A 14,985-nucleotide genomic window follows, 5' to 3' on the forward strand; every position below is an offset into this window, starting at 1 on the left:
GGTCCGGCGAGGTGTCGGGGACAATCCCGGTGGGGAGGGGAGGGGGTTGCCGCTTAGGCTGTCGGCCATGAGCAAGTCGCCTGGGGAGCGCGCGCCGGTCCGGCCGTTCTGGTGGTGGGAACGGCCGCGCAGCGCCTTCCTGGACATCGGGCTGGCGGCGCTCGCCGCGCTGGAGTGCGCGCTCAGCACGATCGCCTTCCTCTTCGGCCGGGTGCACCTGGGCGCCGCCGGGATGGCCGGCATCTCGCTGCTCGGCGTGGTGGCGGGCGGTTCGCTGGTGCTGCGCCGCCGCTGGCCGGCCGTACCCGTGCTGGTGACCCTGGTGGCGATGCCGGGGATGCTCGGCGTCCTGCTGCTGGTGGTGTCGCTGTACACGCTGGCGGCGACCTGGGAGTGGCCCACCCGGCGCTGGCGGGTGGTGGCGCTGTCCGCACTGGCCTTCGCCGAGACCGTCGCCGTGATGATGGTGTCGATGCTGACGCCCGGCGACACGGCGGTGGAGCAGCCGCCGCTCTGGGGCCAGGTGCTGATCGCGGTGCTGGTCTCCGTCGGCCTGACCGTCCCGCCGGTGGTCACCGGACTGTACGTGGGCGCGCGGCGGCGGCTGATCGACTCGCTCAAGGACCGCGCGCACGGCCTGGAGACCGAGCTGGACCTGCTGGCCGGGCAGGCCCAGGAGCGCGCCCGCCGGGCCCGGCTGGAGGAGCGCACCCGGATCGCCCGGGAGATGCACGACGTGGTGGCGCACCGGGTGTCCCTGATGGTGGTGCACGCCGGGGCGCTGGAGCGGATCGTCGCCAAGGACCCGGAGAAGGCCGCGCAGAGCGCCAAGCTGATGGGCGAGGTCGGGCGGCAGGCGCTGAACGAGCTGCGGGAGATCCTCGGCGTGCTGCGGATGGACGACGAGCGCCAGCCGGAGCCGGACTCGCTGGCCGGGCTGCCCCGGCTGGTCGACCAGTCCCGGGCGGCCGGCATGGCGGTGACGCTGACCGTCAGCGGCAGCCGGCAGGAGTTCACCGGCGAGGCCGAGCAGACCGCCTACCGGGTCGTCCAGGAGGGTCTGACCAACGCGCACAAGCACGCGGGCGGCGCACGGGTGTCCGTCCTGCTCGCGTACGCGCCCAACGGGGTGCGGGTGAGCGTGGTGAACGCCTGCCCGGGCGGCGGCGGGGGCGCGGCGAAGCTGCCCAGCGGCGGCAACGGGCTGGTCGGGATGCGGGAGCGGGTGATCGCGCTGGGCGGCACCTTCTCCTCCGGGCCGGAGGCGGACGGCGGGTTCCGGGTCGAGGCGGTGCTGCCGTCCCGGCTGGCGGTCCGGGCCGAACGGCTGCGGTGACGCACCGTCAGGCCCGGCCCGGAGGTCAGGCCCGGGCGCGCGTCGGCGGAGCGCCCCGGGCCGCCGTCAGGACCCGTCGGCGGTGCGCAGCCGCTCCGGGGCGGTGCCCAGGACCAGGGTGGTGACGGCCTGGTCGATGCCGTGCCCGAGGAACCACTCGCCGGTGTGGTCCAGGCTGTAGACCCGGCCCTCCTCGTCGACGGCCAGCAGCGCCTGCCCGTACGCCTCCTCGCCGAGCGGGGCGAGCTGGGTGCCCAGGGCGCGGCCGAGGTCGAGCAGGGTGCGCGGCTGGTGCAGCCCGCACAGCGGGTCGATCAGGAACGGGGTGCGGGCCAGCTGGCGGCCCGGGCCGGCCAGGTCGAAGGCGAGGCCGCCGAACTCCGCCCAGGCCTCCACCGCCGCCGGGAACACCGCGTGCCGCAGGCCGGCCGCCCCGCCGTACCCGACCAGGGCGTCGGCCCACTCCTCGGCCTGCCGTATCTGCCAGCGGCCGGGGTGCCAGCCGGCCGCCTTGAGCTCGGCGGCGACGTCGGCGGGGAAGCGCGGGCGGACCCGCCCGGCGGGGGCGGCGGACAGGGTGGCCGGCGGTGGCGGGGGCGCGCTGGGCGGGTTCAGGGCGGACTCCAGGGCTCGGGGACAGGGGGCGTACGAGGGCGCGGTCAGGGCGCGGGCGGCCCGACGGCGACGCTCTGCACGGTGAAGTGCTCCAGCATCGGCGCGCAGGAACGGCACGGCGGGGCGTGGGTGCCGTGCGCCGGGTCGCCCTCCTCCCGGATGCGAACGGTCGTCATCCGGGAGCCCTTGAGCGCCTTGCGGGCCTCGTGCAGGGTCATCGGCTTGCGGGCGGCGCGTTTGGAGCGACGGCCGTCGACCGCGGCCAGGTGCTGGGAGAGCAGGACGGCCTCCGGGCAGCGACCGGTGAACCGCTCGCGCGCCTCGACGGGCAGCGTGTCCAGGAACTCGCCGACCAGCGGGTGCAGGACCGGCCGTCGGGCGTCCTTGTCCCCGGCCAGGGTGTGCACCTCGCCGCCCTTGAGCGACAGCGCGGCGGCGACGGCGGGCAGCAGGCTGTCGCGGTGGTGGCGCAGCACGGGCGGGCCCGCGGGCTCACCGGTGGTCATGCGTCGTCCTCCTCCTCTGTTCCCGCTGACGGAAGGACCGGTGGGACGGTCCGGGGCAAGCCTGTCAAACGACACCGACATCCGCACAACCGGGGTGCGGGGCGGACGAACGACCGTGCGGGACCGGCCGGGCCGTCACCCGATCCTCGCCGGACCGGGGCCGGATCCGCACACCGTCGTCACGACTTGTCCGCCGATTTCCCGAAACCACCCCCGGGCCGGTGGCACGGCCGGTACCGTTCCGGCAGCGAGGCCGAAGGGGATCCGGCCGACCGTCCGCGGACGCGCGGACAGGGGCCGCCCCCGGTGCCCGCGCCGGACGTTGGGGCCGCCGGGGTGGGCCCGCGCCCGCCCCGGCGGCGGAGCGAAGGGGCTCGTGGATGACGTCGGAGCAGCCCGGTCGGAACGGACCACGGCAGCGGGCCTGGGACGCGCAGGCCGCCAACCAGGCGCCCGGCGGGCACGTGCCCACGCCGGGCGAACCGCCCCGGCCGGCGCCGGAACGCCCGGTGGGTCTCGCCGTGGTCGGGGCCGGCTACTGGGGCCCGAAGCTGGTCCGCAACGCGCAGGACACCCCGGCACTGCGGCTGCACTGGCTGTGCGACCTGGACGAGGCCAAGGCCCGTACCGTGCTGGGGGAGTACAGCACCGTCCGGGCGACCGGCTCCTACCGGCGGGTGCTCGACGACGAACGGGTCGGGGCGGTCGCGGTGGCCACGCCCGCGGCCGCGCACTACCGGCTGGTGCGGGCCGCGCTGGAGGCCGGCAAGCACGTGCTGGTGGAGAAGCCGATCACCACCTCGGCCGCCGAGGCCGCCGACCTGGTCGACCTGGCCGAGCGCAGCGGGCTGGTGCTGATGTGCGACCACACCTTCTGCTACACCCCGGTGGTGCGCCGGATCCGCGAGCTGGTGCACGGCGGCGAGATCGGCGACGTCCAGTTCTTCGACTCGGTGCGGATCAACCTCGGCCTGGTGCAGCCCGACGTGGACGTGCTGTGGGACCTCGCCCCGCACGACCTGTCGATCCTCGACTTCGTGCTGCCGCCCGGCGTCGAACCGGTCGGGGTGTCCGCCCAGGGCGCCGACCCGATCGGCGCCGGCCGGGCCTGCGTGGCGTACCTGACGGTCCGGCTGAGCAACGGCGCTCTGGCCCACTGCCACGTCAACTGGCTCTCCCCGACGAAGGTCCGCACCACGCTGATCGGCGGCTCCCGGCGCACCCTGGTCTGGGACGACCTCAACCCGCAGGCCCGGCTGGCCGTGCACGACCGCGGCGTCGACCTCACCCCGCCCGACCAGCTGACCGACGCGATCCGGCACCGGGCGCTGATCTCCTACCGGGTCGGCGAGATGGTCGCGCCCGCGCTGGTCGAGCAGGAGGCGCTGCGCAACGTGATGGCCGAGTTCGCCGCCGCGATCACCGAGCGCCGGGCCCCGCTCACCGACGGCCGCGCCGGGGTGCGGGTGCTCCAACTGCTGGAGGCGGCCTCGCTCAGCCTCGAACTCGGCGGCGCCACCGTCCCGGTGGGGTCCGGGGATCGGGCGGCCGCCCGGTGAGCGCCGGCATCCCGCCGGCCGACCCGGTCCCGCCGGCCGACCCGATCTCGCCGGCCGACCCGGTCCCGCTGGTCGACCTGGCGGCCGCGCACGCCGAGGTCGCGGCCGAGGTCCGGGCCGGCTTCGACCGGGTGCTCGCCTCCGGCGGCTACGTCAAGGGCCCCGAAGTGGACGGCTTCGAGCGGGAGTACGCCGACTTCACCGGCGCCCGGCACTGCGTGGGCGCAGGCAACGGCACCGACGCCCTCGAACTCGCCCTGCGCGCCCTCGACCTGCCGCCCGGCGGCGGGGTCGTCCTGCCCGCCAACACCTTCGTCGCCACCGCGGAGGCCGTGCAGCGGGCCGGGCTGCGCCCGGTACTGGTCGACGCCGACCCGGCGCACCTGCTGATCGACCCCGAGCGGGCCGCCGGGGCGCTGCCCGCAGCGGTCGCACTGCTGCCCGTCCACCTGAACGGCCAGCTCGCCCCGATGGGGCCGCTGCTGGAACTGGCCGACGGCCGACCGGTGGTGGAGGACGCGGCGCAGTCCCAGGGCGCCCGGCAGCACGGGCGCACCGGCTACGGGCGGATCGCGGCCACCAGCTTCTACCCGGGCAAGAACCTCGGCGGCTACGGCGACGCCGGGGCGGTGCTCACCGACGACGACGAACTCGCCGCCGCCGTCCGGCTGATCGGCGACCACGGCGCGCGCGAGAAGTACCGGCACGAGCGGTTCGGCTTCAACTCCCGGATGGACGCGCTGCAGGCCGTCGTGCTGCGGGCCAAGCTGCGCCGGCTGCCCGCCTGGAACGCCGCCCGCCGGACCGCCGCCGCCCGCTACGACGCCCTGCTCGGCGGTCTCGACGGCCTGACCCTGCCGCGCACCGCGCCCGGCAACGAGCACGTCTGGCACCTGTACGCGGTGCGGATCGGCCCAGGCCGGGACCGCGACGCCGTCCTCGCCGCGTTGCACGCCGCCGGGATCGGCGCCGGGGTGCACTACCCCGTCCCGGTCCACCTCCAGCCCGCGTTCCGTCACCTCGGCCACCGCGCGGGGGCGTTCCCGGTCGCCGAACGGGCCGCCCGCGAACTGCTCAGCCTGCCGCTGCACCCGCATCTCACCGAGGCGCAGCAGACCAGGGTCGCCGGGGTGCTGGCCGGGGCGCTCGGGCAGCGGCTCTGACCGTTCCCCTTCTCCCGGGCGGGGGCCCGGGCCCGGAGACGACCCCCTACGCTGGTGTCCAGCAAGCGCTTCGAGGATTTGCAGCAGCCAGTGGGGGCTCCCAGATGACGACAGGTCGGCCCGGCGTCGCCGCCGCACCGAACGCGGCGTACGCAGGTCAGGTGGTGCAGTTCCCGGACCCGGTCCGCGCGGAGCGACACCCCGCCGGGGTCCGGGTGGACGAGTACGGCTACCCGGACTTCGGCCCGTACGCCGCCGCCGCGGCCGAGGTCGCCGACCCGCCGGACGGCTTCGGCGTGGACGAGCTGCGGCTGACCGACTACGTGTCGGCCAACGCCGCGCTGTTCACCCAGGGCCACCCGCTCTGGGCCGACCTGGACACCGCCGTCGCCACCCCGCCCGGCTGGACCTGGCACCACGCGGTCGGCCGGGCCGCCCCCGGCTGGCGGCGGATGGAGCTCGTCCCGGTGGAGGTCAAGGCGCTGCTGCGGCACCACGCCGGCCTGGCCACCTCCGCCGCCGACCACACCCGCCGCGGCACCCGCCCGCTGCAGGAGCGCCGGCCCGTGCACTTCTCGCTGGCCAAGGACGGCGGCGACCCGATCGGCGTCCCCGAGGACCTGGTGCAGCGCGCCGAGGAGCGCCTCGGCTACCGGCTGCCCGGCGCCTACCGCACCTTCCTCAAGCTGGGCGGCGGCCGCGCCCCGGTCGGGGTGGCGCTGGACCCCGAGCTCGGCATGCTGCTCGACCAGCCCTTCCTCACCCTCAGCGAGGAGTACGGCACCCAGGACGCCGTGTACGCCAACAAGTGCCTGCGCGACCACCTCACCAAGGACTACCTGGGTGTCGCCTACGTACAGGGCGGCATCGTCGCGCTCAAGGTGCGCGGCGACCGGGTCGGTTCGGTCTGGTTCCACCTGTACGACGACGCCCGCGACACCGGCGCGCCGGAGGCCCCGGAGGACCGCTGCGCCCGGCTGCTGCTGCCCTGCGGCGAGGACTTCGACGCGTTCCTGCTGCGGCTGGCCGGCAGCCCGCCGGAGCTGGAGACGGTCGCGGAGCTGATGGTGGACGGCGGGTTCGCCCGGGCCGTCCCGGTGGACTGACGTGGCCGCGGCGGTGCGACGAGCGGGGACGACGAGGATGGGGACAGGGGTGAACCGGGCGTGGTGACGTACGCGCAGGCGCAGGAGCTCGCCGAGGAGTGGATCAACGGCGGGGTGCCGCAGCCGCAGCAGCGCGAGGTGCGGGTCCGGGAGTTCGACCTGGGCTTCGTCTGCTGGGCGGTGGCACCCGGGGACGGGACGGCGGGGCCGTCGGGTCCGGGGGACGGGTCGGCCGGCGAGGCGCGACTGGTGATCGCCCGGGACTCCGGCGCGACCACGCTCTGGCCCGCGCTGCCCGTCAACGAGGTGGTCCGGCAGTACGAGGAGGCGTACGGGCGGCCGGTCGCGGCCAACCCGGCGGGGGCGGCGAAGCCCGCGCCCGGGCCGGTCGAGGCGACGTCCTTCCTGCTCAGCCCGCCGCAGTGGCTGCAGGAGGCGGGGGCCGCGGCGATCGCGGCGGAGGCGGAGCGGCTGGGGAGCCAGGGAGCTCCGGCTGCCGTTGCTCCGGTGGCCGAGCCGCCCGTGCCCGCCGTGCCGGCCGGTCCTGCTGGTTTCGCCGTTCCGCCGCAGGCCCCGGCCCCCGTGCCGGTGCCGTCGCCCGGGGGCGAGGCGGCCACCGTCCTGATGCCCGAGGGGCTGCGGACCACCGGCTCCGACCTGCCCGACGCGCCCGCGCCGGCCGGGGCCGAGGCCGCGACCGTGCTGATGCCGCCGGAGGGCGGCTACGGCATGCCGCCGGTCCCGCCGCCCGCCGCCCAGGCGCCCGTGCCCGCCGCCGTCCCGCCGCCTGCGCCCGTGTCCGCGCCCGTGTCGCCCGCGGCCGTGTCGCCCGCGGCCGTCGAGCCGGCGCCGACGCTGCTCGCGTCGCCCGACGCCGCGCCGGGGCTGATGGGCCTGCCGGGTGCGCCGTCCGGGCCGCCCGGCGGGGTGGAGCAGACGCCGACCGTCCTGGCACCGCCCGCCGCCGCCCCGCAGCCGGCCGCGCCCCCCGCTGCGGCCGCGCCGGTGGATCACGCGCCGACCGTGCTCGCCGCGCCCGGCGGCCCGCCCGGCCTGGGCGGTCCGCCCGCCGCCCCGGCCCCCGGGGCTCCTGCGGCCCCGGCCCCGGCGCCGCAGGCCGGGCTCGGCCGCAACCCGGCGTCGGCCCCGCCGCCGCCTCCTCCGGCCGCGCTGCGCGGTGGCGCGTCCGGTCCGGGCGCGCACGGCGTCGCGCTCGGCCGCAGTCCGGCCTCCGCTCCGCCGCCGCCCCCGCCCGCCGGGCTGCGGCACACCCCGGGTGCCGTCGCGCCCGCCGCCGGCCCCGGCGGCCGGGCGGCCGGTTCGACCCCGCCGCCCCCGCCTCCGGCGGGCCTGCGCGGGGCCGTCGCGCCGTCGCCCGCCCCGGTGCCGCCGCCCGCGCCCGCCTCCGGCGCGGCGTACGAGGCGACCCAGCTGGCCGAGGCGGTCGACCCGGCGCTGCCGGGCGCCGTGCCGGCCGACCCGGGCACCCCGCCGTCCGGAGGCCCCGCCGTCCCGCCGCCGCCCGGCGGTCCGGCGGCCCCCGCCGCGCCCGCGGCCGGTTACGGCTACCCGAACGCGGGCGGTGCGGCCCCGGCCGTCCCGCCGGCGCCGGTGCCCGGCGTGCCGCAGGGCGCCGCCGTCCCGCCGGGGGTGCCGGCGGTCGGCCCGGGCTACTTCGCCGCGCTCAGCTACCGGGGCCCGGACGGCTCCGAGCAGAAGCTGCTGCACCGCAGCGAGCCCGGCACCCCGCACCCCGAGTGGAAGATCCTCCAGGACCTGCGGCGGCTGAACGTTCCGCCGGAGCAGGTGCTGGAGCTCTACACCGAGCTGGAGTCGTGCGACCTGCCGGGCGGCTACTGCAACCGCATGATCGCCGCGTCCTGGCCGAACGTCCGGCTCACCCACACCGCCGCCTACGGCCGCGACCACGCGTCCCGGCAGGCCGGCATGGCCGAGCTGCTCGACCACCTGGACGAGCTGCACCAGCTGGCCTCCGGGGCCCAGCGGGTCCGCCCGTCCCGGGTGCCGCTGCCCGCGCCGGGGACGGTCCAGCCGCTGCCGCCGCTCCCGCCGCAGCAGCTCGCCCAGGAGCTCGGGGCGGCCTTCGGTCAGAACGTGTTCCGCTACGAGCAGCGCGCGGTCTCCCGCCAGGGCGTGCCCGAGCCGGTGTCGCAGTCCCTGGTGTGGGCGGGGCTGCCGCGCGACTTCGGCCCGTTCTTCTGGGCGCAGGCGCAGGAGGGCCGGCCGATCCCGACGCTCGCCGAGCTGGCCGCCGAGCGCGGTCTGCCCGCGGCCCCGGACTTCGGCGGCTACCTGGTGCTCGGCAACGACTACGGCCGCCAGCTCTGCGTCCAGTACGGCACCGCGAACGTGGTCGCCGTGGACGTCGACGGAACCGGCCAGCCACCCCGGTTCGTCAACACGGGTGTACCGGAGTTCGTCCGCGCGCTGGCCCTGCTGGGCCGGATGTGGCGGCTGCGGTACGGGCTGACCCCGGACCAGGCCGGTCGCTGGACGACCGACTTCCAGGCGCAGCTCGCCGCGATCGACCCGGCGGCCCTGCAGACCGCGGACACGTGGTGGGCCGTGCTGCTGGAGCAGTTCTGGGACGGCCTGCTGTAGCGGGTCGTCGCGGATCCTCGCAGGTGGGGAGGGGTCGTTCCGGTGTTTGGGACGACCCCTCCGGCATGCCGTCCCGGCTGTGCCTCGTTGGGGTTTCGCCCAGATCTGCGCAAAATAGGTCAAGAGGATGGGTCTATTCGTCCGGTCCTCGACGTATTCCGGTCCGCCAGGCGTCCGATTTCGGCCCTGGCCGCCGAACCGGTTCCGGATCCGTCCGTTCCGTCCGATCATGGGCTCCGCAGCCCGCGACATGAGGGGAAGAGCCCATGAGCGACGCCGTCCCCGAGTACGGCTTCACCTTTGCCCGGCGCGGTTACGCGCCCGAGCAGGTCGACCGAGCCCTCACCGCCCTCACCGCGCAGCGCGACGAGGCGTGGGAGCGGCTGAGCGTCCTCGGCGCCGGGCTCCGGCAGATGGAGGCCAGGCTGGCCGACATCCGCCGGGCCGCCGAGGACGCCCCGGAGCCCGACTACGAGGTGCTCAGCGAGCAGGCCGCCGGACTGGCGGTGATGGCCCAGAACGAGGCGCGCGCCGTCCGGGAGAAGGCCGAGCGCTTCTCCGAGGACCTCCGGGACGAGGTCTACGACGCCGGCCAGGCCCTCGGCCACGCCGCCAAGGAGTACGCCGCCACCACCCGCTCCGAGGCCGACCAGGCCGCCCGGCGCACCGACGAGCGCACCCGCGCCGAGGCCGAGGGCATCCGGGCCGAGGCCGACCGGGAGAGCCGCAGCGCCCGGGACGCCGCCACCTCCTACGCCGCCAAGGTGCGGGTGGCCGCCGCCGAGGCCGGCGAGCAGGCCGAGGCCACGCTCGCCGAACTGCGCCGCAAGGCCGACGAGACGTTCGCCCAGGCCCAGACCAGGGCCGACGCCGAGGACGCCCAGGTCTCCGCGACCGCCGAGCGCCGGGTCAAGGAGGCCGAGCAGCACCGGGAGACCGTGCTCGGCCGGATCAAGCAGCTGGAGACCGACGCCCAGGCCAAGGCCGACCAGCTGATCGAGCAGGCCCGCCGGGAAGCCGAGCGGATCAACGCGGCGAGCGAACGCGAGCAGGGCGAGTTCGACGGCCGTCTGGACACCGTGCAGAAGCACCTGGACCACATCAAGGCCACCCTGGCCTCGCTCACCGGCGCAGCGGTCGGCGCCATCGAGCCGGAGCGGCTGGCGGCGGCGGTCGCCGGGCCGGCGGACGCTCGGTCGGCCGCCGACGAGGCGCCGGTGGACGAGGCGCCGGTGGACTCGGAGGCGGACACCGGCGAGATCGCGGTGGCCGACCTGCGGAAGGCCGTCGCCCCCGTCGCCCCGGTCGCACCGGCGGCGCGGGAGAAGCCGGTGGCCGGGCCGCGGATGCCGGTCGTGGGCGGGGCCGCCGCCGGGGCCGCGAGCGGTTCCGGTACGTCCGGTGCACCCGCCGGCAAGGCGCCCGCCGGGGCGGTGGCGACCGGTCCGGTCGCGCCGGCCGCGGCGCCGCCGAAGCCGGTCGGCCCGCCCCGGTCGGCCGAGGCCGACGGGGACGGCGAAGGCGTCGAGAAGGAGCCGCAGGAGGAGACCCGGATCATTCCGAAGATCGTCATCGTGGACGACGGCGCCGGCTACGCCACCCCGAACACGGTGAGCTACCGGCGTCGCTGACCGCCGCGCCGGCGGCTCGTCCGCGATCGGCCGGGTGGGCTCCGCGCCCTGGGCCCTGACCGCCTCCCCCCGGGGCGGTCAGGGCCTTCGCGTTGCGGTCGACCAGCCGGCGCCGGTAGCCGGCCAGGGCGGCGAACCGGGGGCCGGCCGGGTTGGTCCTCGAAGGCGTACGACGTCGGCCTGCCGCGCTGGTAGTCGATGCACCCGTGGCGGCGACGGCGGGCCGGAACGCGGTCCGGCGGGGCGGCGGCCATGAGTGAGGCCGAGACCCGTGGCGCCCTCCAGGAAAGGGCGCCACGGTTCCCGGCGCTTGGGCGGGCGCCCCCACCCAGGGTCGCCCGGCCTCGCACCTCCGACCCCCATCGGGGGTGCGACAGTGCCGCCACAGCCATCCCCCACGGTTGGGTGCGGCGGGCACATTCACCATGGTGCGCGATCTCCATGGACAGGCAGTGACAGGAGTATGTCCAGTTCGTGGCGGATCGCGGAGCCGAATCCGACCAGGGGCCGGACGGTTCGTCCACCGGCCGGTCCGGTGTTCCGTCCAGTCGTTCGTCCGCGGTCCGGTCGCGGTCCGGTCCCGGGCTCCGTCCGGGGCCGTTCGTCGCCCCGGACGGTGGTTCGTTCCCGCCCGGCCCCGCCGGGTCGTACACCGCGTGCGCGTCCGTGCCGCGGCGTAGGCTGGACACCCCCGGCCGCTCGGCGTGCCGGGCCGTTCGCGTTGCCCCGGCAGGCCTCTGCCGCCCGGAGGCAGCACCAGCCACGGGACGAAGAAGAGACCCTGATGAGTCTGACCGGACTGCTCGATGTCGTCGCGCGGGACTCGGCGCTCGCCGAGGCCATCGAGGCGGCGACCGCCACCGGAGCCGCAGCCGGCGGCCGCCGCCACCTGGACCTGGTCGGACCGCCCGCCGCCCGGCCGTTCGCCATCGCCGCGCTCGCCCGCGCGCTGGCCGGCCAGGCCGCCGGCGAGCGGGGCCGTCCGGTGCTCGCCGTCACCGCGACCGGCCGGGAGGCCGAGGACCTCGCCGCCTCGCTGCGCTCGCTGCTGCCGCCGGACGCGGTCGCCGAGTACCCGGCCTGGGAGACCCTGCCGCACGAGCGCCTGTCGCCCCGTTCGGACACCGTCGGGCGCCGGCTGGCCGTGCTGCGCCGGATCGTGCACCCGCGGGCGGACGACCCGGCGGCAGGCCCGGTGCAGGTGGTCGTCGCGCCGGTCCGCTCGGTGCTCCAGCCGCAGGTCAAGGGGCTGGCCGAGCTGGAGCCGGTGGCCGTCCGGCGCGGTGAGTCGCACGACCTGGAGGAGGTCGCCCGACGGCTCTCCGCCGCCGCCTACGCGCGCGTCGAACTGGTCGAGAAGCGCGGTGAGTTCGCCGTCCGCGGCGGCATCCTGGACGTCTTCCCGCCGACCGAGGAACACCCGCTGCGGGTGGAGTTCTGGGGCGACGACGTCGAGGAGATCCGCTACTTCAAGGTCGCCGACCAGCGCTCGCTGGAGATCGCCGAGCACGGCCTGTGGGCGCCGCCCTGCCGTGAGCTGCTGCTCACCGACGAGGTGCGGGCGCGGGCCGCCGAGCTGGCCGCCGAGCACCCCGGGCTGGCCGAGATCCTGGACAAGATCGCCGAGGGCATCGCGGTCGAGGGCATGGAGTCGCTGGCGCCCGTCCTGGTGGACGACATGGAACTGCTGATGGACGTGCTGCCGCTCGGCTCGGTCGCCGTGGTCTGCGACCCCGAGCGGGTCCGCACCCGGGCCGCCGACCTGGTGGCGACCAGCCAGGAGTTCCTGCACGCCTCCTGGGTGGCGGCCGCGGCCGGCGGCGACCGGCCGATCGACCTGGAGACCATCGACGTCTCCGCCGCCTCGCTGCGCTCGCTCGCCGAGGTGCGCGAGCACGCCGCCGAGATCGGCCTGCCCTGGTGGTCGGTCAGCCCGTTCGCGACCAGCGAGTCCACCGTGAACGAGGTGCTTGCCCGCGGCGGAGCCGCTGGTTGGCACGGCGACGCCAACACGCTCACCCTCGGCATGCACGCCGTCGAGGCCTACCGGGGCGACACCGCCCGGGCGATCGCCGACGCCAAGGAGCGGCTGGCCGCCGACTGGCGCGTCGTGATGGTGACGGAGGGCCACGGGCCCGCCTCCCGGCTCGCCGAGGTGCTCGGCAACGAGGGCATCCCGGCCCGGCTGGTCGCCGACCTCGCCGAGGCGCCCACCCGGGACGTCGTCTACGTCTCCTGCGGCTCGATCGAGCACGGCTTCGTCGACGAGGCCCTGAAGCTCACGGTCATCACCGAGACCGACCTGTCCGGCCAGAAGTCCTCCACCAAGGACATGCGCCGGATGCCGTCCCGGCGCCGCAACGCGATCGACCCGCTGGCCCTGGCCACCGGCGACTACGTCGTCCACGAGGCGCACGGCGTCGGCCGGTACGTCGAGATGGTGCAGCGAACCGTCCAGGGCGCCACCCGCGAGTACCTGGTGCTGGAGTACGCCCCGGCCAAGCGCGGCCACCCCGGCGACCGGCTGTTCGTGCCGACCGACCAGCTCGACCAGGTCACCAAGTACGTCGGCGGCGAGGCCCCGACGCTGCACCGGCTCGGCGGCGCGGACTGGGCGAAGACCAAGCAGCGGGCCAAGAAGGCGGTCAAGGAGATCGCCGCCGACCTGATCAAGCTGTACTCGGCGCGGATGGCCGCCCCCGGCCACACCTTCGGCCCGGACACCCCCTGGCAGCGCGAGCTGGAGGACGCCTTCCCGTACGCGGAGACGCCGGACCAGCTGACCACCATCGCCGAGGTCAAGTCCGACATGGAGAAGTCCGTCCCGATGGACCGGCTGATCTGCGGCGACGTCGGCTACGGCAAGACCGAGATCGCGGTGCGCGCCGCCTTCAAGGCGGTGCAGGACGGCAAGCAGGTGGCGGTGCTGGTGCCGACCACGCTGCTGGTGCAGCAGCACTTCTCCACCTTCGCCGAGCGGTACGCCAACTTCCCGGTGTCGGTGAAGGCGCTCTCCCGGTTCCAGAGCGACAGCGAGGCCAAGGCCGTGCTGGAGGGCCTGTTCGAGGGCTCGGTGGACGTCGTCATCGGCACCCACCGGCTGTTCTCCTCCGAGACCAGGTTCAAGGACCTCGGCCTGGTCATCGTCGACGAGGAGCAGCGCTTCGGCGTCGAGCACAAGGAGCAGCTGAAGAAGCTGCGCGCCAACGTCGACGTGCTCACCATGTCCGCGACGCCGATCCCGCGCACCCTGGAGATGGCCGTCACCGGCATCCGCGAGATGTCCACCATCACCACCCCGCCGGAGGAGCGGCACCCGGTGCTGACCTTCGTCGGCCCCTACGACGAGAAGCAGATCTCGGCCGCGATCCGGCGTGAACTCCTGCGCGAGGGCCAGGTGTTCTACATCCACAACCGGGTGGAGTCGATCGACAAGGCGGCCGCCCGGCTCAAGGACCTCGTCCCCGAGGCGCGGATCGCCACCGCGCACGGGCAGATGGGGGAGAACCAGCTGGAGAAGGTCGTCGTCGACTTCTGGGAGAAGGAGTTCGACGTCCTGGTGTCGACCACGATCGTGGAGTCCGGCATCGACATCTCCAACGCCAACACCCTGATCGTCGAGCGCGGGGACACCTTCGGCCTCTCCCAGCTGCACCAGCTGCGCGGCCGGGTCGGCCGGGGCCGCGAGCGCGGCTACGCGTACATGCTGTACCCGCCGGAGAAGCCGCTCACCGAGACCGCGCACGAGCGCCTGGCCACCATCGCCCAGCACACCGAGATGGGCGCCGGTATGTACGTCGCGATGAAGGACCTGGAGATCCGCGGCGCGGGCAACCTGCTCGGCGGTGAGCAGTCCGGGCACATCGCGGGCGTCGGCTTCGACCTCTACATGCGGATGGTCGGCGAGGCGGTGGCCGAGTTCCGCGAGTCGCTGGCGAACGGCGGCGAGCCGGAGGAGGAGCCGCTGGAGGTGAAGATCGAGCTGCCGGTCGACGCGCACGTGCCGCACGACTACGCGCCCGGCGAGCGGCTGCGGCTGCAGGCGTACCGCTCGATCGCGGCGGTCAACTCGGAGGCGGACATCCAGCAGGTCCGGGACGAGCTCGTCGACCGCTACGGCAAGCTGCCCGAGCCGGTGGAGAACCTGCTGCTGGTCGCGGCGCTGCGGCTGTACGCCCGGCGGTGCGGCATCGCGGACATCACCCTCCAGGGGGCCAACGTCCGGTTCGGGCCGGTGGAGCTGCGGGAGTCTCAGCAGCTGCGGCTGAACCGGCTCTACCCGCGCAGCCAGGTCAAGGCGGCCGCCCAGCAGCTGCTGGTGCCGCGGCCGAGTACCGGGCGGATCGGCGGCAAGCCGCTGGTCGGGCGGGAGCTGCTGGGCTGGTGCAGCGAGTTCCTGTCGGCGATGTTCGACGACCTGGCGGGGTCGAAGAAGTAGGGCGTGCCC

Annotated in this window: 9 protein-coding genes; 7 read left to right on the top strand and 2 right to left on the bottom strand. The window is 75.9% G+C overall.

What is annotated here, in order from left to right; genetic code table 11:
• The first annotated feature begins 67 nt into the window (after nt 1-67).
• A complete protein-coding gene (locus ACIQVZ_RS19700) occupies nt 68-1,336 on the top strand; it encodes a sensor histidine kinase (RefSeq protein ID WP_402451495.1) in 1,269 nt (422 codons plus the stop codon).
• Nucleotides 1,337-1,402: 66 nt separating this feature from the next.
• Here ACIQVZ_RS19700 and ACIQVZ_RS19705 read toward each other — a convergent pair whose 3' ends face one another.
• Together ACIQVZ_RS19705 and ACIQVZ_RS19710 are read right to left on the bottom strand one after the other, a co-directional pair.
• Nucleotides 1,403-1,912, bottom strand: a complete 510-nt coding sequence (locus ACIQVZ_RS19705) for an SUKH-3 domain-containing protein (protein ID WP_350877788.1) — start codon at nt 1,910-1,912, stop codon at nt 1,403-1,405.
• Nucleotides 1,913-1,995: 83 nt separating this feature from the next.
• Nucleotides 1,996-2,457, bottom strand: a complete 462-nt coding sequence (locus ACIQVZ_RS19710; RefSeq protein ID WP_350877742.1) for a YwqJ-related putative deaminase — start codon at nt 2,455-2,457, stop codon at nt 1,996-1,998.
• 380 nt (nt 2,458-2,837) lie between these two features.
• On the opposite strand from ACIQVZ_RS19710, the gene ACIQVZ_RS19715 reads away from it, so the two are divergent.
• The 6 genes from ACIQVZ_RS19715 (at nt 2,838) to mfd (ending at nt 14,976) form a co-directional block, all read left to right on the top strand.
• Nucleotides 2,838-4,016: a Gfo/Idh/MocA family oxidoreductase gene (locus ACIQVZ_RS19715; RefSeq protein ID WP_350877743.1), complete on the top strand. Its 1,179-nt coding sequence runs from the start codon at nt 2,838-2,840 to the stop codon at nt 4,014-4,016.
• Nucleotides 4,013-5,179, top strand: a complete 1,167-nt coding sequence (locus ACIQVZ_RS19720) for a DegT/DnrJ/EryC1/StrS family aminotransferase (protein ID WP_402451498.1) — start codon at nt 4,013-4,015, stop codon at nt 5,177-5,179. The genes ACIQVZ_RS19715 and ACIQVZ_RS19720 overlap by 4 nt, the downstream gene beginning before the upstream one ends.
• Before the next feature lie 104 nt (nt 5,180-5,283).
• On the top strand, nt 5,284-6,285 hold the full coding sequence (locus tag ACIQVZ_RS19725; protein WP_402451501.1) for an SMI1/KNR4 family protein: 1,002 nt from the start codon (nt 5,284-5,286) through the stop codon (nt 6,283-6,285).
• A 60-nt stretch (nt 6,286-6,345) separates the two neighbouring features.
• Nucleotides 6,346-8,907, top strand: a complete 2,562-nt coding sequence (locus tag ACIQVZ_RS19730) for an SUKH-4 family immunity protein (protein ID WP_402451504.1) — start codon at nt 6,346-6,348, stop codon at nt 8,905-8,907.
• Nucleotides 8,908-9,173: 266 nt separating this feature from the next.
• A complete protein-coding gene (locus ACIQVZ_RS19735; protein ID WP_402451506.1) occupies nt 9,174-10,538 on the top strand; it encodes a hypothetical protein in 1,365 nt (454 codons plus the stop codon).
• 784 nt (nt 10,539-11,322) lie between these two features.
• The gene (mfd, locus tag ACIQVZ_RS19740; protein WP_402451508.1) at nt 11,323-14,976 is read left to right on the top strand and encodes a transcription-repair coupling factor; all 3,654 of its coding nucleotides are present in this window, start codon (nt 11,323-11,325) and stop codon (nt 14,974-14,976) included.
• Nucleotides 14,977-14,985 lie beyond the last annotated feature (9 nt).

The organism is Kitasatospora sp. NPDC098663, from assembly GCF_044760075.1.
In the GTDB taxonomy this organism is placed as follows: domain Bacteria; phylum Actinomycetota; class Actinomycetes; order Streptomycetales; family Streptomycetaceae; genus Kitasatospora.